General features: G+C 61.8%; 17 protein-coding genes. 6 read left to right on the top strand and 11 right to left on the bottom strand.

Annotated elements, in window-relative coordinates; all coding sequences use genetic code 11:
* Positions 1–14: 14 nt before the first annotated feature.
* Together BFQ04_RS04170 and BFQ04_RS04165 are read right to left on the bottom strand one after the other, a co-directional pair.
* Positions 15–239, bottom strand: coding sequence for a hypothetical protein (locus BFQ04_RS04170; RefSeq protein WP_005790139.1), 225 nt, complete (start codon positions 237–239; stop codon positions 15–17).
* Between the two features lie 442 nt (positions 240–681).
* On the bottom strand, positions 682–987 hold the full coding sequence (locus BFQ04_RS04165) for a hypothetical protein (protein WP_065949704.1): 306 nt from the start codon (positions 985–987) through the stop codon (positions 682–684).
* Between the two features lie 455 nt (positions 988–1,442).
* Between BFQ04_RS04165 and BFQ04_RS04160 the strand changes: the two genes are divergently transcribed.
* Both BFQ04_RS04160 and rmuC read left to right on the top strand, forming a co-directional pair.
* Positions 1,443–1,766 carry a hypothetical protein gene (locus tag BFQ04_RS04160; RefSeq protein ID WP_065884517.1) on the top strand — a complete coding sequence of 108 codons (324 nt, stop codon included), beginning with the start codon at positions 1,443–1,445 and terminating at the stop codon, positions 1,764–1,766.
* Between the two features lie 175 nt (positions 1,767–1,941).
* Complete coding sequence (rmuC, locus tag BFQ04_RS04155; protein ID WP_175413248.1) at positions 1,942–3,306, top strand: DNA recombination protein RmuC; 1,365 nt, start codon at positions 1,942–1,944, stop codon at positions 3,304–3,306.
* Between the two features lie 59 nt (positions 3,307–3,365).
* Here the strand turns inward: rmuC and BFQ04_RS04150 are convergent, their stop codons facing one another.
* From BFQ04_RS04150 to BFQ04_RS04140, 3 genes are all read right to left on the bottom strand, one after another.
* Positions 3,366–6,836 carry a hybrid sensor histidine kinase/response regulator gene (locus BFQ04_RS04150; RefSeq protein ID WP_065949702.1) on the bottom strand — a complete coding sequence of 1,157 codons (3,471 nt, stop codon included), beginning with the start codon at positions 6,834–6,836 and terminating at the stop codon, positions 3,366–3,368.
* Between the two features lie 114 nt (positions 6,837–6,950).
* Positions 6,951–7,334, bottom strand: a complete 384-nt coding sequence (locus BFQ04_RS04145; RefSeq protein WP_065949701.1) for a YbaN family protein — start codon at positions 7,332–7,334, stop codon at positions 6,951–6,953.
* A 20-nt stretch (positions 7,335–7,354) separates the two neighbouring features.
* The gene (locus BFQ04_RS04140; RefSeq protein ID WP_057721316.1) at positions 7,355–7,942 is read right to left on the bottom strand and encodes a UPF0149 family protein; all 588 of its coding nucleotides are present in this window, start codon (positions 7,940–7,942) and stop codon (positions 7,355–7,357) included.
* 277 nt (positions 7,943–8,219) lie between these two features.
* On the opposite strand from BFQ04_RS04140, the gene recQ reads away from it, so the two are divergent.
* Together recQ and BFQ04_RS04130 are read left to right on the top strand one after the other, a co-directional pair.
* Positions 8,220–10,346 (top strand): DNA helicase RecQ, encoded by a 2,127-nt coding sequence (recQ, locus tag BFQ04_RS04135; protein WP_065949700.1) that lies wholly within the window; start codon positions 8,220–8,222, stop codon positions 10,344–10,346.
* 121 nt (positions 10,347–10,467) lie between these two features.
* Positions 10,468–10,902, top strand: coding sequence for a MarR family transcriptional regulator (locus tag BFQ04_RS04130; protein ID WP_065884521.1), 435 nt, complete (start codon positions 10,468–10,470; stop codon positions 10,900–10,902).
* Between the two features lie 132 nt (positions 10,903–11,034).
* Here BFQ04_RS04130 and BFQ04_RS04125 read toward each other — a convergent pair whose 3' ends face one another.
* Complete coding sequence (locus BFQ04_RS04125; protein WP_065949699.1) at positions 11,035–13,224, bottom strand: patatin-like phospholipase family protein; 2,190 nt, start codon at positions 13,222–13,224, stop codon at positions 11,035–11,037.
* A gap of 83 nt (positions 13,225–13,307) precedes the next feature.
* On the opposite strand from BFQ04_RS04125, the gene BFQ04_RS04120 reads away from it, so the two are divergent.
* Positions 13,308–13,595, top strand: a complete 288-nt coding sequence (locus BFQ04_RS04120) for a SelT/SelW/SelH family protein (protein ID WP_065893778.1) — start codon at positions 13,308–13,310, stop codon at positions 13,593–13,595.
* A gap of 2 nt (positions 13,596–13,597) precedes the next feature.
* Here BFQ04_RS04120 and BFQ04_RS04115 read toward each other — a convergent pair whose 3' ends face one another.
* Both BFQ04_RS04115 and BFQ04_RS04110 read right to left on the bottom strand, forming a co-directional pair.
* Positions 13,598–14,479: a DMT family transporter gene (locus BFQ04_RS04115; protein WP_065949698.1), complete on the bottom strand. Its 882-nt coding sequence runs from the start codon at positions 14,477–14,479 to the stop codon at positions 13,598–13,600.
* A gap of 94 nt (positions 14,480–14,573) precedes the next feature.
* Complete coding sequence (locus BFQ04_RS04110) at positions 14,574–15,323, bottom strand: AraC family transcriptional regulator (protein WP_065893776.1); 750 nt, start codon at positions 15,321–15,323, stop codon at positions 14,574–14,576.
* A 137-nt stretch (positions 15,324–15,460) separates the two neighbouring features.
* On the opposite strand from BFQ04_RS04110, the gene BFQ04_RS04105 reads away from it, so the two are divergent.
* Positions 15,461–16,270 carry a UDP-2,3-diacylglucosamine diphosphatase gene (locus BFQ04_RS04105; protein WP_065949697.1) on the top strand — a complete coding sequence of 270 codons (810 nt, stop codon included), beginning with the start codon at positions 15,461–15,463 and terminating at the stop codon, positions 16,268–16,270.
* Positions 16,271–16,396: 126 nt separating this feature from the next.
* Here the strand turns inward: BFQ04_RS04105 and BFQ04_RS04100 are convergent, their stop codons facing one another.
* The 3 genes from BFQ04_RS04100 to phhA form a co-directional block, all read right to left on the bottom strand.
* Positions 16,397–17,590, bottom strand: a complete 1,194-nt coding sequence (locus BFQ04_RS04100) for an amino acid aminotransferase (RefSeq protein ID WP_065949696.1) — start codon at positions 17,588–17,590, stop codon at positions 16,397–16,399.
* Positions 17,590–17,946, bottom strand: coding sequence for a 4a-hydroxytetrahydrobiopterin dehydratase (locus BFQ04_RS04095; RefSeq protein ID WP_065949695.1), 357 nt, complete (start codon positions 17,944–17,946; stop codon positions 17,590–17,592). Before BFQ04_RS04095 ends, BFQ04_RS04100 begins: the two co-directional genes overlap by 1 nt.
* Before the next feature lie 98 nt (positions 17,947–18,044).
* The gene (gene phhA / locus BFQ04_RS04090; protein WP_065949694.1) at positions 18,045–18,836 is read right to left on the bottom strand and encodes a phenylalanine 4-monooxygenase; all 792 of its coding nucleotides are present in this window, start codon (positions 18,834–18,836) and stop codon (positions 18,045–18,047) included.
* Between the last annotated feature and the right edge of the window lie 147 nt (positions 18,837–18,983).

Genomic DNA, 18,983 nt, shown 5'->3' with positions numbered 1-18,983 from the left:
GCGACTCGGGTCGATCAGGCAGTCAATGCCTGACGGGTACGCTCGATCACGGCCTGCAGCGGTTCTGCGCTGGAGTATTGATCGGGGTACAGGCGTTCGCTGTGACGCGCGATGCCGTGTTCGTTGACCAGGGTGAAGCTGAAGCAGCCTTTGCGAGCGGCCATGATCAGGCAGTTCATTGGGGCAAAAGCGTTGGTGAGGGTGCGGATGGCATCCTGAGTATGGATTTGAGCGTTCATATTATGGGTGTTCCTACAAATGACACAGATAAGAACCGTGCCGTATTAAAACGTTCCAGTGACGTTGATCACCATTGATCAAACGAAGAACCCGACTGGAACAAAGCAGCCAGTTTGAAGCGCTATTGAATTAGGCGCGCTTGGGCTGGCAGGTAGGTACTTAGGAGGGCAGGCAACACAACAGGGGCAAAGGTTCTGGGCCCGGGGTGAAGATCCTGATCAATTTGCAGGTTGGTTCGGTCAGAGTATGGAGACTTCGCGACACCCTTTGCTTGTTCAAAGGCCGTGTCGTCGCAAGTGATACCTGGAAACCATCGAGGTGGTCGATCCCATGTGGTTCAGGGGATATGTTCGACCAGAATTGACTTTCAGCTTGGTACTAACGCTGCGGATAGTAACGGATCGAAACAAGGAAGGGAAGGGGTCCCTTAAAAAATCCCGATCAGCCCCCCAGCAGCCCGCGATAGACCAGCACGGTGATCGACGCGGCCAACGTACAACCAAGCCCGTAGGCGGCGAGTGTCAGCCTTACGGACTTGCCGGTCTCGATGACTCGCACGACATCACGCATGTCGTCGATCCCGCCTTCTCCCAGTTCGATGCACAGACTTGACGCGGTCAGAGCGGCGGATACCAGGATAGCGATGGCAAACAGCGCGCCGTCCGGGGACGGTAACAGCGCGTTGATGCCCAGTGCCGTCGCGCAAATGGCCAGCAGCAACGCGGCGAATAACAGAATTCCTTTCATCGGCCCTGCACGGTTGCGTTTTCGGGGGGGGGAGTGTGGCGAGCCGCGACAGCTTTGAAAAGTCCCCAGGCTTGCCGGCAGTAACATTTTCCCAGTCTGTCGGATCCAAAAAGCTGGCGATATAACCATTGGCTGGTGAGTTGTGCACATTAGTCGCAGCCTGTGTAACCTCATGGGCAGCAGCCCCGGAGCCCGCTCATTTGCCTGCAATCAAAATTTAAGTCAATGAAAAATCTGGCTTTTTTTTATTGGTGAAAAAATCGTCAGTTTGACTGCAGCCCCCGCTCCATGGGCCTTTGCGCGGGTTAAAGCGGGGTTGTCCACTGAGTTATCCACAGCTTCTGTGGATTGTCCCAAGCGCTTGCTCTAGAACGGGCGTGCAGCGTTTTTTCAGCTTTACCTGTACGAAAAAAAGAGTAGAGTGGCGCGCCTTCCGTTCTGTCCCACAGTGCTTTATGAAGTTTCGCTCAGTATCACCTTCTGTTACCGACACTCCTCAAACTGTTACCGCGCCCAAGCGCTTCTCTTTGAAAGTTGCCTTGTGGCTGCTCGACAGCCCGCGCCTGGGGCAGAGTACCAACATCAAGCACTTGGCTGGCCGCCTGCTCAAGCAGCCTGCCCGCGAAGGCGTGGTGGCCGCGCAGAGCCGCCTGGGCCAGCTGATGTGCCGTGAATGCGGAAATGCCCGCGACCGGCGTATCGGCCAGGACCTGCTGCGTTCGGCGGCTCGTGCCGGTGATCGCCGCGCCCAGCGCGAATTGGGCCAGGTCGAAGACTGAGCTGTCCTCCCGTGCCTTGCTTGGTTAACCTTGCTGTTTTTGGGTGAAGGCAGAAATGACTATGGTGTTCGACTGGACCAGTGTCGCCCTTGGCCTTGCAGGCGCAGCGCTGCCTTTATTGGCGTGGTGCTGGCAGATTCAACGGCGGCTGACCGCGCGCACCACCGGCTGGGAATTGCTGGAAGAGCGCCTGGCCACCGCGCAACTGGCCCAGGAAGGGCTTGCTGCGCAGTTGGACGCCAGCCGTGACGAGATCAGCGATCTGAGCCAGGCCAACGCCGCCAAGCAGGCCGACCTGGCTGCGGTACGCCGCGAAGTCGAGCTGTTGCAGATCGACCGCGATAACGCCCGCGACGCGGCCCACGCGTGGAATATTGACCGCAGCGCCAAGGAAACCGAACTGCGCCGCCTCGACGCCTTGGCTGCAGCCCTGCGCGCCGAGCTGCGGGAACAGCAGGAGAGCCATCAACAACGTCTCGCCGACCTGCAAGGTTCCCGGGATGAACTGCGCGCGCAGTTCGCCGAACTCGCCGGGAAGATTTTCGACGAGCGCGAACAACGCTTTGCCGAAACCAGCCAGGAGCGTCTCGGGCAGTTACTGGACCCGCTCAAGGAGCGCATCCAGTCCTTCGAGAAGCGCGTTGAAGAAAGCTACCAGAACGAGGCCCGCGAACGCTTTTCCCTGGCCAAGGAGCTTGAGCGCCTGCAGCAACTGAACCTGCGCCTGTCGGACGAAGCCACCAACCTGACCCGCGCCCTTAAAGGCCAGAAAACCCAGGGTAACTGGGGCGAGCTGATCCTCGAGCGGGTGCTGGAACATGCGGGCCTGGAAAAAGGTCGCGAGTATCAGACGCAGGTCAGCCTCAAGGGCCCGGATGGCGAACGCTTCCAGCCGGACGTGCTGATCATGTTGCCGGGCGACAAGCAGGTGGTGGTGGACTCCAAGGTCAGCCTGACCGCCTACCAGCAGTACGTGGCGGCGGACGACGAGGTGATTGGCCAGGCGGCGTTGAAGCAGCATGTGCTGTCCTTGCGCAATCACGTCAAGGGCTTGGCCGGCAAGGATTACAAGCGCCTGGAAGGCCTGCACAGCCTGGATTTCGTGCTGTTGTTCGTGCCGATCGAAGCGGCGTTTTCCGCAGCGCTGCAAGCGGAGCCGAACCTGTTCCAGGAAGCCTTTGATCGCCATATCGTGATTGTCAGCCCTACCACTTTGCTGGCCACCCTGCGGGTGATCGACAGCCTGTGGAAGCAGGAGCGTCAGAGCCAGAACGCGCGGGAAATCGCCGAGCGCGCGGGTTGGCTGTATGACAAGTTCGTGCTGTTTATCCAGGATCTGGACGAAGTGGGTAATCGCCTGCAACAGTTGGATAAGGCTTACAGCGCAGCGCGCAACAAGCTGACGGACGGACGCGGGAATCTGGTCAGCCGTACCGAGCAGTTAAGATTGCTCGGCGCCCGAGCCAGCAAAAGCCTGCCGGCGGATTTGCTCGAGCGCGCGATGACGGATGCTGACGGTGTAGCGCATCTTCCTGAATAAACACAGGCCAAAATTGGGAGGGGCAAGCCCCCTCCCACACTTGACCGAGTACGAGCCTTTTAGAGCGGCAAATGCCGGCTCAACAGCGCCCGCAACGCCGCCGGTTTCACCGGCTTGGCCAGGTAATCCAGCCCCGCCGCATGCACTTTGGCCACCATCTCCGCACGGCCATCGGCACTGATCACCACGCCGGGAATCGGCTCGGCCAATTGGGCGCGCAGCCAGCCCATCAATTCAGTACCGGTCTCGCCGTGGTCCAGGTGGTAATCCACCAACGCGAGTTGCGGGCGCATGCCTTCAGCCAGCAGGACCGCGCATTGCGCCTGGTCAGTGGCGGTCCACACCTCGCAACCCCAGCGCGTCAGCAAACTGCGCATGCCGATCAGGATGCTTTCTTCGTTATCCACGCACAGTATTTGCGCGCCGCTGAGTGGCAGGCCATTTTCCTGCGCGGCCTTGACCGGTGCAGCGGTCTGGTTACGCGCCAGCGGCACACGCACACTGAACACGCTGCCCTTGCCCGGCCACGAGCTTACGCTCAGGCGATGGCCCAGCACGCGGCACAGGCCGTCGGCAATCGCCAGGCCCAGGCCTAGGCCCTTTTCGGCGCGGGTCTGGTGACTGTCCAGGCGCTTGAACTCTTCGAAAATCACTTTCTGTTTATCCAACGGGATGCCAGGGCCACGGTCCCAGACCTCCAGGCACAACTGGCCCTGGCGGCGACGTACGCCCAGCAGCACCGGCCCATCGGCATAACGAAAGGCGTTGGTGAGGAAATTCTGCAGGATCCGCCGCAGCAACTTGATGTCGCTGTCCACCCGCAGGCGACTGCCGCGCAAACGGAAGCGCAAGCCCTGATCATGGGCCAAGGCCTTGAATTCGGCGCCCAGGGTGTCGAATAACTCGTTGAGGACAAACGGCTGGCGTTGTGGATTGATCTTGCCGTTTTCCAGGCGCGAGATATCCAGCAAGTCGCTGATCAAATCCTCGGCCGAGCGCAACGAACTGTCCAAATGCTGCACCAGTTGCCGGGCCTCGCTGGAAAGGCCTTCATGCTGATGGGACAGGGCGGCGGAGAACAGGCGTGCGGCGTTCAACGGTTGCATCAAGTCATGGCTGACGGCCGCCAGGAAACGGGTCTTCGACTGGCTGGCGGATTCGGCCACGCCCTTGGCCTCGGTCAACGCGAGGTTGAGCTGCGACAGTTCATGGGTGCGTTCGGTCACCCGTTGTTCCAGACCTTCGTTGGCCTCGGTCAGCGCCTGTTCGGCTTCGCGGAACGCGGTGATGTCGGTGAAACTCATGACAAAACCGCCGCCGGGCATCGGGTTGCCGATCAGTTCGATCACCCGTCCGTTGGGAAACAGCCGCTCTGACGTGTGCGCACGGCCCTGGCGCATCCAGTGCAGGCGTCGCGCCACGTGCACTTGCGCCTCGCCAGGGCCGCACAGGCCGCGCTCGGCGTTGTAGCGGATGATGTCGGCAATTGGCCGGCCGACACTGATCAAGCCGTCGGGGTAGTTGAACAGCTCCAGGTAGCGCCGGTTCCAGGCCACCAGCTTGAGCGACTGATCCACCACGCTGATGCCCTGGGTGATGTTTTCGATCGCACCCTGCAGCAGGGCGCGGTTGAACTGCAGCACCTCGGACGCTTCGTCGGCGATCCGTACCACGTCCTCCAGTTGCATGTCCCGCCCTTCAATGGCGGCTTTGACCACGGCGCGCGTGGAGGAGGCACCGAGTACGCCCGCCAGCAAGCGCTCGGTGTGGGCGATCCAGTCGTTGTCGGCATTCTGGTTGGGGTTGAAGCCTTTGCCCTGGCGATAGGCAAAACGGATAAAGCTCTGCTGGGCCCGTTCTTCACCGACAAAGCGCGCCGACAGGCTGAGCAGATCGCTGATCTGTACCGACAACATGGAGCGGGCGCTGGCGCGCTGGCTGATTTCCTGGCCGATAAAGCGGCCGGCCTGCCAATGCTCGGAGACCCGAGTGCGCGACAGCATCGATACCCATACGAACAGCGTGAAATTACCGGCCAGGGAGAACACGGTGCCCAAGGTCAGTGAGGTCACGGAAAAGCCGAACGGGTGCGAGTGCATCCAGGTCAGGCCGGGGAAAAGGCTCAGCGACCAGCCCAGGCTTTTCGCGGTAACCGGCAGGACCAGGGTGTAGAACCACAGGAACGTCCCCGCCGCCAAGCCTGCAAATACCCCGCGCCGGTTGGCCTGTTTCCAGTACAGCGCACCGAGCATCGCCGGTGCCAGCTGGGTCACGGCGGCAAACGCGATCTGGCCGATGGTGGCCAGGCTCGCGGTGGAACCCAGCAGTCGGTAGCTCACATAGGCCAGCAGCAGGATGATCACGATGCTGACCCGGCGCACCGACAGCATCCAGTGGCGGAACACTTCGAAGGGGCGTTCGGCGCTGGAGCGGCGCAACAGCCAGGGCAGCAGCATGTCGTTGGAGACCATGGTCGACAAGGCAATGCTGGCCACGATCACCATGCCGGTGGCCGCCGAGGCGCCGCCGATGAAGGCCAGTACGGCGAGGGCCGGGTGGGCTTCGGCCATCGGCAGGCTGATCACGTAGGAATCCGGCAGTACCGAACCGGGCAACAGCATCTTGCCGCCGAGGGCGATGGGGATCACGAACAGCGCGGCAAGGATCAAATAAGCCGGGAACACCCACTTGGCCAGGCGCAAGTCCTGCGGGTCGATATTCTCCACCACCGTCACATGAAATTGCCGGGGCAGGCAGATGATCGCCATCATCGCGACGCCGGTCTGCACCACCATCGACGGCCAGTTGATGGTCTCCTTCCAGTATTCCTCCAGGCGCGGTGCGAGCATCGCCTGGCTGAACAGATCGCCGAAACCGTCGTAGAGCCCGTAGGTTACAAACACGCCGACCGCCAGAAACGCGAACAGCTTGACCAGCGCTTCAAAGGCAATCGCCAGCACCATGCCCCGGTGGTGTTCGGTAGCGTCGAGGTTGCGCGTGCCGAACACGATGGTGAACAGCGCCAGCACCAGCGACACCACCAATGCGGTGTCCTGGGCTCGCGTGCCCGTGGTGTCGGGCCCGGAGCCGATCAACAGGTTCACGCCGAGCACGATGCCTTTGAGCTGCAGGGCGATATAAGGCAATACGCCGACCAGGCAGATCAACGCGACCACCACTGCCAGGGACTGGGATTTGCCGTAGCGTGCGGCGATAAAGTCGGCGATGGACGTGATGTTTTCCTGCTTGCTGATCAGAATCATCTTCTGCAGCACCCAGGGCGCCAGCACCAGCAACAGCACCGGCCCCAGGTAGATCGGCAAGAATGCCCAAAGCTGTTCGGCCGCCTGGCCCACGGCGCCGAAGAACGTCCAGCTGGTGCAATACACCGCCAGCGACAAGCTATACACCCACGCACGCACACGCGGCGGCAACGGCGCGTGGCGGCGGTCACCGTAAAAGGCGATGGCGAACATAATGGCCATATAGGCCAGGGCAACGGCGGCGATCAGCCCGCTGGACAGCGTCATGGTAACTCCGAGCATAGGAACACCCGGGCAGTGCGGGCCCGGTCGGACAGTCTCGCATGATGCTTGGGGTTAGTCAGTGTCGACCAAGGTCTGAGCGCGACTTGATGTCGCGGCTTAGCGAGGGGGCAGGGTTTTCTGGCGCAGGATGTAAATCGTCACCAGCACCGCGCTGGTCAGCATGAACCCGCGTGCCCACGGCAACGGCACCAGGTAGCAGGACAGGGTGATGCTCAGCCACATCAAGCCGATGGCGTAGACCTTGCCCTTGAGCGGGATGCCATTACCGTCCAGGTAATCACGAATCCAGGGGCCCAGGCGCGGGTGTTCGACCAGCCAGTGGTAAAAACGCGGGGAGCTTCGAGCGAAGCAGGCGGCGGCCAGCAGGAGAAAGGGGGTCGTCGGCAATACCGGTAGGAAAATGCCGATCGCCCCGAGCGCTACGCTCAGCCAGCCGATGGCCAGCAGCGCGTAACGCAGGAGCGGCGAGCGCTTGCCCATGGGGTCCACGGGCAAGCGACTCAGTGGTGACGTGGCTTGAGGATCGCCGGTTTTTCGTCAGGCGCGTTGCACAGCAGGTACAGCGCGGTGAGGGCTTCCGGGATCTGTACGATCATGTCGTCCATCAGGTTGGCGTCGGCGGCGATATCGGAAAATTCAGCTTCTTCTTCAAAAAGCCCCGAACCGACCATGATCGGCAGCAGCATTTCGCTGACTTCTTCCTCGGCGGTTTCGAACCAGGCGGCTTCGCGCAGGAACACGCCTTCCATGAAGCCGATGCACCAGCCGCGCAGGTCGGAGTCGTCCGGATCGTCGCCCAGGTCCAGTTCGCACGGCAGCTCGAACTCTTCATCGGAAGCCAGTTGGCGACTGATGTGGGCCTTGAGGGCCAGCAGAGTGGCTTCGATTTCTTCGCGCTGGGCGTCGTCGGCGTAATGAGGTTCTTCGGCGAACAGCGCGTCGATCCACTCACGGTCGGGTACGACTTCGGAGCAGATAGACAACGCGGTCAGGTAGCCGTGGGCGGCCACATAGTCCAGCGCCTCGTCATGCAGCTCATCGGCGTCGAGGAAGGCTTGCAGGCGGGTTAGTTGCTCAGCGAAGGACATTGAAGAATTACCTTGGGAATAAACGATGCGGGAATTCTAGGCGTTCTTGAGCGCCCAGGCCAGCCGCACGGCATATTTGCCCGGTTTTAGACAGCGGTGTCTATTCGTCAGTCTCGCCCTTTGCCGGTGAACGCTCGGGTATACTGCCGCGTTTTGTGATGCCCCTGCAGGCCATGCGGCACTCCGGGAAAACTTCGCTTACGGATTATTTTCCGTGAAAACGGTTTTTTTCGGCCAGCCTGTACAGAGGGATTTGCGCACCATTTTGGAGTTTTACATGCTCGAGCAGGCTCAACGCGTCCTCAAGGACATCTTCGGCTACGACAGTTTTCGTGGCCGCCAGGGTGCGATCATTGAGCGCGTGGCCAGTGGCGGCGATGCCCTGGTCCTGATGCCTACGGGCGGCGGCAAGTCGTTGTGCTTCCAGGTGCCGGCGCTGTTGCGCAATGGCCTGGCCGTGGTGGTGTCGCCGCTCATCGCATTGATGGACGATCAGGTCGCCACCCTGGAAGAACTGGGTGTCGCCGCCGCTGCCTTGAACTCCACCCTCAGCGCCGAGCAGCAGCGCGACCTGGCCGCGCGGATCAAGCGCGGCGAAGTGAAGATGCTCTACCTGGCGCCGGAGCGGCTGGTGCAGCCGCGCATGCTGGCGTTCCTGCAGAGCCTGGAAATTGCCCTGTTCGCCATCGACGAAGCCCACTGTGTGTCGCAGTGGGGCCATGATTTCCGCCGCGAATACCTGCAGCTTGGCCAACTGGCGGAACTGTTCCCCGACGTGCCGCGTATTGCCCTGACCGCGACCGCCGACAAGCGTACCCGCGAAGAGATCGTCGAGCGCCTGCATTTGCAGGGCGCCGAGCGTTTCCTGTCGAGCTTCGACCGACCGAATATTTTCTACCGCATCGTGCCCAAGGAGCAGCCACGCAAGCAGTTGCTCGCGTTTCTCTCCGAGCGGCGCAGCGATGCGGGTATCGTCTATTGCCTGTCACGCAAGAAGGTCGATGAAGTCGCCGCGTTCCTCTGTGAGCAAGGTTATCCGGCGCTGCCTTATCACGCCGGCTTGCCCAATGAAACACGCTCGGCGCACCAGAAGCGCTTCCTCAACGAGGAAGGCCTGATCATGGTGGCGACCATCGCCTTCGGCATGGGGATCGACAAATCCAACGTGCGTTTCGTGGCGCACATGGACCTGCCCAAGTCCCTCGAGGCTTATTACCAGGAAACCGGCCGCGCCGGCCGTGATGGCCTGCCGGCGGATGCCTGGATGGTCTACGGCCTGCAGGATGTGGTGATGCTCAAGCAGATGCTGCAGAACTCCGAAGGCGATGAGCGCCACAAGCGTCTGGAGCAGCACAAACTCGACGCCATGCTCTCGCTGTGTGAAGAGACCCGCTGCCGCCGCCAGACGCTGCTGGCGTATTTCGATGAAGACATGCCTCAACCCTGCGGCCACTGCGATAACTGCATCGACGGCGTGCAGACCTGGGACGCTACCGAGCCGGCGCGCCAGGCGTTGTCGACGATCTACCGCACCGGCCAGCGCTATGGCGTCGGTCACCTGGTGGATGTATTGCTGGGCAAGGACAACGAAAAGGTCCGCAGCTTCGGCCATGAAAAACTCTCGGTCTATGGCGTCGGCAAGGCCCGTGCAGAAGGCGAGTGGCGTTCGCTGTTCCGCCAGATGGTCGCGCGCGGGCTGGTCGACATCGATATCGAAGGCTACGGCGGCCTGCGCCTTAACGACAGCTGCCGGCCCTTGCTCAAGGGCGAGGTCAGCCTGGAGCTGCGCCGCGACCTCAAGCCGCAGACCACCGCCAAGAGCAGCACCAGCCAGGCCAGCCAGCTGGTGCGTGGCGAGGAGCGCGAACAGTGGGAGGCCTTGCGTACCCTGCGGCGCAAACTGGCGCAGGAACACAGCGTGCCGCCCTACGTCATCTTCCCCGACTCGACCTTGCTCGAGATGCTTCGCGAGCAGCCCACCAGCATGGCCGAAATGGCCAGGGTCAGCGGCGTGGGCGCACGCAAGCTGGAGCGTTATGGCCAGGCCTTCCTCGAGGTGCTCGGCGGCCAGGCCGAAGCACCGAAGGAAATCGCCGATATCCGCCACGAACTGATCAGCCTGGCCCGCGCCGGCATGACCCCGATCCAGATCGCCGGCCAGCTGCAATGCTCGGAAAAAAATGTGTACACGTTGCTGGCCGAAGCCATCGGCAAGCAGCAGTTGTCCCTGGAGCAGGCCCTTGATTTGCCGGAGGATTTGCTCGGTGAAATCCAGGATGCCTTTCTCGACGGGGAGGGCGAATTGCCACCTGTTGCGGAGATCGCGCCGCTGTTTGCAGGGCGGGTTCCCGAAGGTGTTTTGTACTGCGTGCGTGCCGCTTTGCAGTCGGAATTCGAAATTTAGTGTGGCAATTACGACAATGTAACGAATCAGTACATACCGGGCCTTGCCTCCTGGCATGGCTCATGCTTAGCTGACTAATAATTAGCCACACTTTATTTTCAGTCTAAACCATGAGTTTTTTATGCCGTTAACCGATCAACACCGTTTTGGCATGCAGTTGGCGCAAATGTCCCGAGGTTGGCGCGCCGAGCTGGACCGCCGCCTGGCGGGGCTGGGCTTGTCCCAGGCGCGATGGCTGGTGCTGCTGCACCTGGCCCGTTTTACCGAAGCACCTACCCAGCGTGAATTGGCACAAAGTGTCGGCGTGGAAGGGCCGACCCTGGCGCGTCTGCTCGACAGCCTGGAAGGCCAGGGCCTGGTGCAACGCCAGGCCGTAGTGGAAGATCGCCGCGCCAAACGTATCCTGCTGTGTGACACGGCGCGCCCGCTGATCGACCAGATCGAGACCATCGCCACGGCGTTGCGCCATGAACTGTTCGTTGGGGTGGACGAAGAGGATCTGCGCGTGTGCATGCGCGTCCATGGGCATATCCTGGCGAATCTGGAAAAGTCCTGATTCCCCAGTGTTCCGAAGATCAAGAAATGTGGGAGGGGGCTTGCCCCCGATGGCGGTGAGTCAGCTAAATACAAGCTGGCTGATCCACTGCTATCGGGGGCAAGCCCCCTCCCACATTTATTCTGCGCTGTGTCAGAAAGTCTGGCCCAGGTTCAGGTAGACCGCCTTCTGGTTATCATCATTGAACCCATAGCTGAAATTCAACGGCCCCAGCGGCGTATCGAAGCCGAGGAAAATGCTCGCCGCGTTGATGTAGCCGCTGTCGAACTCATTGTCATTGTTCCACGCCCGGCCCCGCTCCAGCGAGGCCCCGAGGTACAGCGGAAAATCCAGCGGCAGGTACGAGCGCGGCGTCAGGCGGCGGTAGTACACCGCGCGCATCAGGCTGATGTTCTGGGCCGAGATCGCGTCCTGGCGAAAGCCTGACAATTGTCGCGCACCGCCCAGCAGGAAGCTGGACACCACCACATCCGAATCATCCAGGGTGCGTCCGTAGCGACCGCCGAGGATCAGGGTGTCGGGCCCGTGGCTCATGGCTTTGTCCAGCTTGAACTCCCATTGGCGGTAGCGCTGGTCCGAACCCAGTCCAGGTGCGAACTCACGGAAGGCCAGACCGATGTCTTCGCCGGTGTGCGGGAAGTAGACGTTATCGAAAGAGTCGAACGAGTATTTCAACTCATAGAAACCCTCGCTGAAGCTCATGCTCGGCAGGTCGCGATCGCCGATGCGCACGTCCGCCTTGCCCCAGGCTTCTCCCACGCCGAAGCGGATTTCACCGCTGTTGCCGATCTGCCGTCCGACGTTCAGGCCGAAACCGTAGCGCTCCAGCCGGTATTCGGAAACGGGGTCGTTGTCCAGGGTCAGCTCGACGTTCTGCGCCTGAGCCCTGATATAGGGCGCGACAAAATAGCGCGAGCCGGTGTCCATCGGTTGATAGAACTCGCTGTACAGCTCCTGGCGGTCACCGATCTGCACCCGCGTCAGCCATTCGGCGCCGAGGCGGTTGATCCCGTTCACCCGGTAGCTGGCGCCAAGGTTGAAGGCGCTGTCGCCGCGCATGTCATCGGACAGGTTCAGCCCCAGGCGCAGGTAGTCGGTGCCGCTGCGTTTGCCGCGCGCGCTGATGACCAGGGTATTGTCCTTGCCCTTTTTCACCACGCGGTATTGCACCTGCTCGAAGTAGTCCAGGCCGTACAGCGTGCCCATGTCCGATTGCAGGCGGCCAAGGTTGAGCGGTTCGCCCAACGTCTGGCGGATGTAGTAGCGGATCACGTCATCGCTGACCTTGGAGTCGTTTTCCACGTCGATCGCGGTAATGATCGGGGTGCGCTCGCCCGGCGTGCGGGCGGCGGTCAGTTGTGGGTCGACAGGCTCAGCGGGGCGCAAGTGCGCCAGACGCAGGTCGAGGGCGCGGGTGGCGCGGTAGCCGGCGTCGATCATGTCCCTGGCGCGTCCGAAGTCCGTCACGCCGTAGGCTGCCAGGGGCGGCTGGATCAAGACGTCCCTCGCGTGCAAGGCTTTGAGTTGTTCCTCGGAGTTGCGCCGGGTCATCAGGGTGATGGACTGGTTGAGCACATCGACCACGGTCGCCAACTGCTTGCGTGAGCGCAGCGGTGTGCCGATGTCCACCACGATGGCGATGTCCACGCCCATGTCCCGTGCCACGTCCAGGGGAATGTTGTCGGTCATGCCGCCGTCGACCAGCAGGCGCCCATCCAGCTCCACCGGAGCGAACACCGCGGGGATCGACATGCTGGCGCGTATCACCTGGGGCAGGTGGCCCTTGCTGAACACGACTTTTTCGCCGGTGGTGATGTCGGTGGCCACGGCGCGGAACGGAATCGGCAGCTTGTCGAAGTTACGCGTGTTGCTGCTGTGGGCGAACATGCTTTCCAGCAGCAGCGCCAGGTTCTGGCCCTGGATCACGCCCAGCGGCAGGCCGAGGCTGCCGTCGTCGCGAAAGCTGAGTTTCTGCTTGACCAGGAAATCGCGGTCATCCTGCTTGCGCCTGAACGGCACGTCTTCGCGCGGCGGTGCGTCGGACAAGGCCTGTTGCCAGTCGATACTGAGGGCGAGCTTTTCCAGCTCGTCGATCTTGTAGCCCGAGGCGTACAGCCCGCCAATCACCGCGCCCATGCTGGTGCCGGCAATCGCGTCGACCTGGATACCTTGTTCTTCCAGCGCCTTGAGCACGCCGATATGCGCCAGGCCACGGGCGGCGCCGCCGGACAGCACCAGGCCGATTTTCGGGCGTGGGCTTTCAACGGCGTCGGCGAGCAGGGGAAGCAGGCACAGGAACAGGCAGGACAACAAGCGGCGCATCATGAATCTCGAGGCTGGGCGATAAAGGCCGCTATTATAGCCGCTCGATCCGCCCAAGCCTTCACCCAGGAGCCTTTCACGTTATGTCCGCCAGCAAACCCGAGATCGTGATCACCTATTGCACCCAGTGCCAGTGGCTGTTGCGTGCCGCGTGGCTGGCCCAGGAATTGTTGAGTACCTTTGCCGAGGATCTGGGCAGAGTGTCGCTGGAGCCGTCGACCGGCGGCGCGTTTCGCATCACCTGCGACGCTGTACAGATCTGGGAGCGCAAGGCCGATGGCGGTTTCCCGGAGGCCAAGGTGCTCAAGCAGCGCGTGCGCGATCAGATCGATCCGCAGCGCGACCTGGGGCATAACGACCGCACGCAGTGACGTCAGGCCGCCTGCGGCTGCCTGGCCTTGCTGGCGCTGCCCATCAGGCCGGACAGCACGATGGCGACGATGATCAACGCGCCACCCAGCAGCATGCGCAGGGTGGGCGTTTCGGCAAACAGCAGCCAGGCCACGGTGATGCCATAGACCGGTTCCATGGCAAACACCACCGAGGCGGTGCGCGCCTTGATCACGGCCAGGCTGGCGACGAACAGGCTGTGGGCAAGGCCGGTACAGAACACCCCGAGCAGGCCGATCCACAGCCAGTCCAGGGCGCGCACATCCGCCAGCCCCGGTGCCGCCACGGGCAACAGGCAGACCGCGACCACCACGTTCTGGCACAGCGCGGCCTGTACCGCAGGAATGCGTCCGGAGCTGGCGCGGTTGTTCAGTGACAACAAGGCGAACAGCAGCCCCGATGCGATGCCCCAGAGCAAGCCGCCCGTGGCGTCGCTGGCCAGGTTGAAGTCCGGGGTCACCAGCACCAGGCCGATGCTGACCAGCGCTACCAGCACCATTTCATTGGCGCGAATCCGCTCGCGGAAGATCAACCCCTCAAGGATCACCGTAAAGGCCGGGAAGGCGGCGAACCCCAGGGTTGCCACCGCCACCCCGGCGACCTTGACGGCGATGAAGAAGGTCACCCAGTGCGCGGCAAGCAGCACGCCGCTGACCAGCAGGCGGCGCCAGTCGCGCATCTGCAGGTGTTTCCACGGCGCATTGCTGGCAAAGCGCGCGAACACCGCCAGGGCAATCACCGCAAACGCGGCACGCCCGAATACGATGATGGACGGTGAGGCGGCCGCCAGTTTGCCGAACACGCCGGTAAGGCCGAACATCAATGCGCCGATATGCAGGGCGCCGAGGGCTGAGCGGGGAGTCATTACGATGCCTACCAACGAAAGTGACCACCAGTCTAGAGGTTGGGTGAAAGGGATGTCTGTCGTGCGGTTCGCGATTTTTAGCGCGAAACTCTTCCTATGACGTTCGCCGCATTGTGCCCGGCGAGGCGCCAAACTCGCGCAACATGGCGGCAGCGAAGGCACTTTGCGAGCGGTAGCCCACGCGTGCGGCGATCTCACCCACGGGCAGCGGCGTCTCGCGCAGCAGCGTCAATGCCATTTGCAGGCGCTGGTGGCGCACGTAATCCATGGGGGTCTGCCCGCATTCAAGCATGAAGCGCGCGTGCAGGCGCGCCACTGACAGGCAGGCAATCCGTGCCAGGTCCGCGACATGCAGCGGGTGAGCGGCGTGGCGTTCGATATGCGCGTTGAACGCGGCATAAGGCAGGCGCCGCCCCGGCGGTGGCATCGCCTGCGGATGATTGAGGCTGGCGAGCAGCAGCAGCGCGCCTTGCCGGGCGATCAATGGATCCTGTATCGGGCTGCCGGCCAGCCATTGCACCAACTGGTGCTGGCGCGAATCCAGCGCCAGCCGGGCCGGCCGGTCGAGCAGGCGGCGACTGGCATCGGCGTGGTCACCCAGTGTCTGCAGCAGCCAATGCTCGGTTGGCACATCCAGCACCAGGCAGCGGCTACCGTCGCGGCTGCCGCAGGCGTGGTGAGCGGCAAACGGCAGGATCATCACGCTGCTTTCCTGCACCTGATCAGCACAGCCATCCACTTCGAAATCCAGGCGCCCGGACAGGCCAAACACCAATTGTGCATGGTCATGGCTGTGGGCGATGGGGGCATCGGTGTACTGGCGAAGCGTAAGACTGGGGCTCATTGCGCTCTCCTGGGCGGCAAGTCCCCAGTCTACATCGCTTAGGGGCGGCCAAGCGTTGTCATCAGACTGACGCGCAGTTGTCATGGGCTATTAACCACCAGGGCGCAAGCTCGCGAAAACAGCGTCGAGGGACCCCCATGACCCGTGCCGAATTCGCCAAACCCAGCCGCAAGCAACGGGTGCGAACCCTGTGGATTTCCGACGTGCATCTGGGCACCCGGGACTGCCAGGCCGAGCATCTATCGCAGTTTCTCAAGGGTTATCACGCCGACAAGGTGTACCTGGTGGGCGACATTATCGATGGTTGGAAAATGCGTGGCGGCATGTATTGGCCCCAGGCCCACACCAACGTGATCCGCCGCCTGCTGACCATGGCCAAGCGCGGCACCGAGGTGATTTATGTCACCGGTAACCATGACGAATTTCTACGGCGCTATTCCAAGCTGATCCTGGGCAATATCCAACTGGTGGACGAGGCGGTGCATGTCACGGCAGATGGTCGTCATCTGCTGGTGATTCATGGCGATCAGTTCGACGTGATCACCCGTTACCACCGCTGGCTTGCCTTCCTGGGTGACTCGGCCTACGAATTTACCCTGACGCTGAACCGCTGGCTCAATCACTGGCGAGCGCGCTATGGCTACGGTTATTGGTCGCTGTCGGCGTACTTGAAGCACAAGGTAAAAACCGCCGTGAGTTTTATCAGCGATTTCGAAGAGGCCATCGCCCACGAGGTGACCAAGCGTGAGTTGCATGGGGTGGTGTGCGGGCATATCCATCATGCCGAGATCCGCAAGGTGGGCGAGGTGGATTACCTGAACTGCGGGGACTGGGTGGAATCGTGCACGGCGTTGATCGAGCACTGGGATGGGCATATCGAGTTGTATCGATTGGCGGATGCGCAAGCCAAAGACGCGCTGCTTAAGGCTGAGATGGTCACAACCTGAAGTCTTGACTGGGCCAAATGTGGGAGGGGGCTTGCCCCCGATGGCGGTGGGTCAGCTAAATATAAGCTGGCTGATCCACTGCTATCGGGGGCAAGCCCCCTCCCACATTTTTTAATCCCGGTGTCTTCAGTTGGAAACGTCGGCGATGGCTTGGGCCAGTAGCGTCAGCCGTGTCGCATCAACCCCGGCCACATTCGCCCGGCCGGAACTGACCATGTACACACTGTGCTTTTCACGCAGCTGCCTGACCTGCTCGGCACTCAGACCGGTATAGGAAAACATCCCACGCTGTGTGCCGATATGGGCAAACCGCTCGGCCAGGCCGTGGGGCGCCAGTGCTTCCACCAGCCCGGCGCGCAGTTGCGCAATGCGTGAACGCATGGCTTCGACTTCGTCGCTCCACTGCCGTTTGAGCTCGGCATCGCCAAGGATGGTCGCAACCACGGCGGCACCATGGTCCGGCGGTGTCGACCACAGGTTGCGCGCCGTATTGGCGAGCTGGCTGCGCACATCCATGAGCTTCTCGGCATCTGCTGCACACACGATCAATGCGCCAACGCGGTCGCGATACAAACCGAAGTTCTTCGAGCACGAACTGGTGATCAATACTTCCGGCAGTTCAGCGGCAAACAGGCGCACCGCCCAGGCGTCCTGCTCCAGGCCGTCGCCAAAGCCCTGGTAGGCGAAGTCGATCAACGGCAGCAATTGGCGCTCGCGCACAATCTGCAACACCTGGCGCCAGTCATCCCGGGACAGGTCGAACCCGGTCGGGTTGTGGCAGCAGGCATGCAGCAGCACCACATCACCCTTGGGCACGTTGGACAGGGTGGCGAGCATCGCCGCCACATCCAGGCGATTGTCGCTGCTTACGTACGGGTAATGACTGACCTTGAGCCCGGCCTTGGCGAAAATGGTTTCGTGGATCGGCCAGGTCGGATTGCTCAGCCACACACCACGGCCAGGCAGGCTGTGGGCGATAAAGTCGGCGCTCAGGCGCAGGGCGCCGGTGCCCCCCGGCGTCTGGGTGGCGCCGGCACGGCGTTCGGCGATCAACGCCGAACCGGCGCCCAGCACCAGTTCGCTGATCAGTGCGCCGAAGACGGCATCGCCGTGCCCGCCGATGTAAGTCTTGGTGGCCTGGGTATCGACCAGGCGCTGCTCGGCACGTTTTACCGAGTCCGGGATCGGCGTCAGGCCCTGGTCGTCCTTGTAGACGCCCACGCCCAGGTCGAACTTGTCCGGGTTGGCATCCTGGGCGTACAGGTCCATCAGCCCGAGAATCGGGTCGCCGGGCACGCGGCCAATCGCATCGAAGTGCATTACTTGCGGCCCTCGGCGCGCTTGGCCACTTCATCGGTACGCGCGGCCATGATGAAGTCGTTGCGGTGCAGGCCCTTGATGGAGTGGCTCCACCAGGTCACGGTGACTTTGCCCCATTCGGTGAGCAGGCCAGGGTGATGGCCTTCGGCTTCGGAGATTTCACCCATGGCGTTGGTGAAGGCCAGGGCGAACTTGAAGTTCTTGAACAGGAAAACCTTTTCCAATTGCATCACGCCATCGCGCACTTCGATGTTCCAGTCCGGGATCTGTTTGATCAGCTCCGGCAGTTCTTCATCGCTGACTTGCGGGGCGTCGGCGCGGCAGGCTTCGCAGTGGGCTTGGTTCAAGGTGGTCATGGGCGGTGTCCTGAATTCGAATGTTTGAAGGTCAGTGGCGTTACCCTAAAGCAACGCGGGGCCAGGGAACAGACTCACCTGGCCTTATAACGTAAGGTTCAAGCGGCTTTTGGTTTGGGTGGAAACTTTGGCGCGTGCAGGCCCAACTCCATACCACGCTCGACCATGCCCATGATGTCTTCCTGCGCCACGTCGAACAGGCGCTTGAGCTCGGGCAATACGAAGTACAGCGGCTGCAGAATGTCGATGCGATACGGCGTGCGCATGGCTTCCAGCGGATCGAACGCCTGATGTTCGGGCTCGTCCGACAGGCAATACACACTTTCTTTAGGCGAAGACAGAATGCCGCCACCGTAGATGCGCCGGCCTTCAGGGGTATCCACCAGGCCAAACTCGATGGTCATCCAGTACAGGCGCGCCAGGTACACCCGTTGCTCCTTGGTGGCCGCCAGGCCGAGCTTGCCGTAGGTGTGGGTGAATTCGGCGAACCAGGGGTTGGTCAGCAGCGGGCAGTGACCAAAGATCTCGTGGAAAATATCCGGCTCTTGCAGGTAGTCCAGTTCTTCGCGGGTACGAATAAAGGTCGCCACCGGAAACTGCTTGCTGGCGAGCAATTCGAAGAAGGTCTGGAAGGGGATCAGCGCCGGCACGCGAGCGACTTGCCAGCCGGTAGTCTCGGCCAGTACTTGGTTGATCTCGCCCAGTTGCGGGATGCGATCCAGGGGCAGGCCGAGCTTGTCGATGCCGTCCAGGTATTCCTGGCAGGCACGGCCCTCGATCACCTTCAACTGGCGCGTGATCAGGGTATTCCACACCGCGTGTTCTTCCGGCGGGTAGTGGATAAAACCTTGCGCATCGGGCTCGCGGGCCACGTAGTGCGTCTGCTTCATACGGCTCTCCTGCTAGGCATTCGTTCTTGTTATGTCCTGCTGTGTGTCTATTGATAACCCGGGCGCGGCGGGTTTCCACCCGGTTCAAAAGCCTTTGCGTAGGAAAAGTTACTGTATTTCGTAAACTATTCGTTACGTATGCAGGAC

This window comes from Pseudomonas sp. 37 R 15, assembly GCF_900004865.1.
In the GTDB taxonomy this organism is placed as follows: Bacteria; Pseudomonadota; Gammaproteobacteria; order Pseudomonadales; family Pseudomonadaceae; genus Aquipseudomonas; species Aquipseudomonas fluorescens_AM.
Note: the sequence above shows the minus strand (reverse complement) of the source record. Positions and strands in the feature narration are given on the sequence as shown.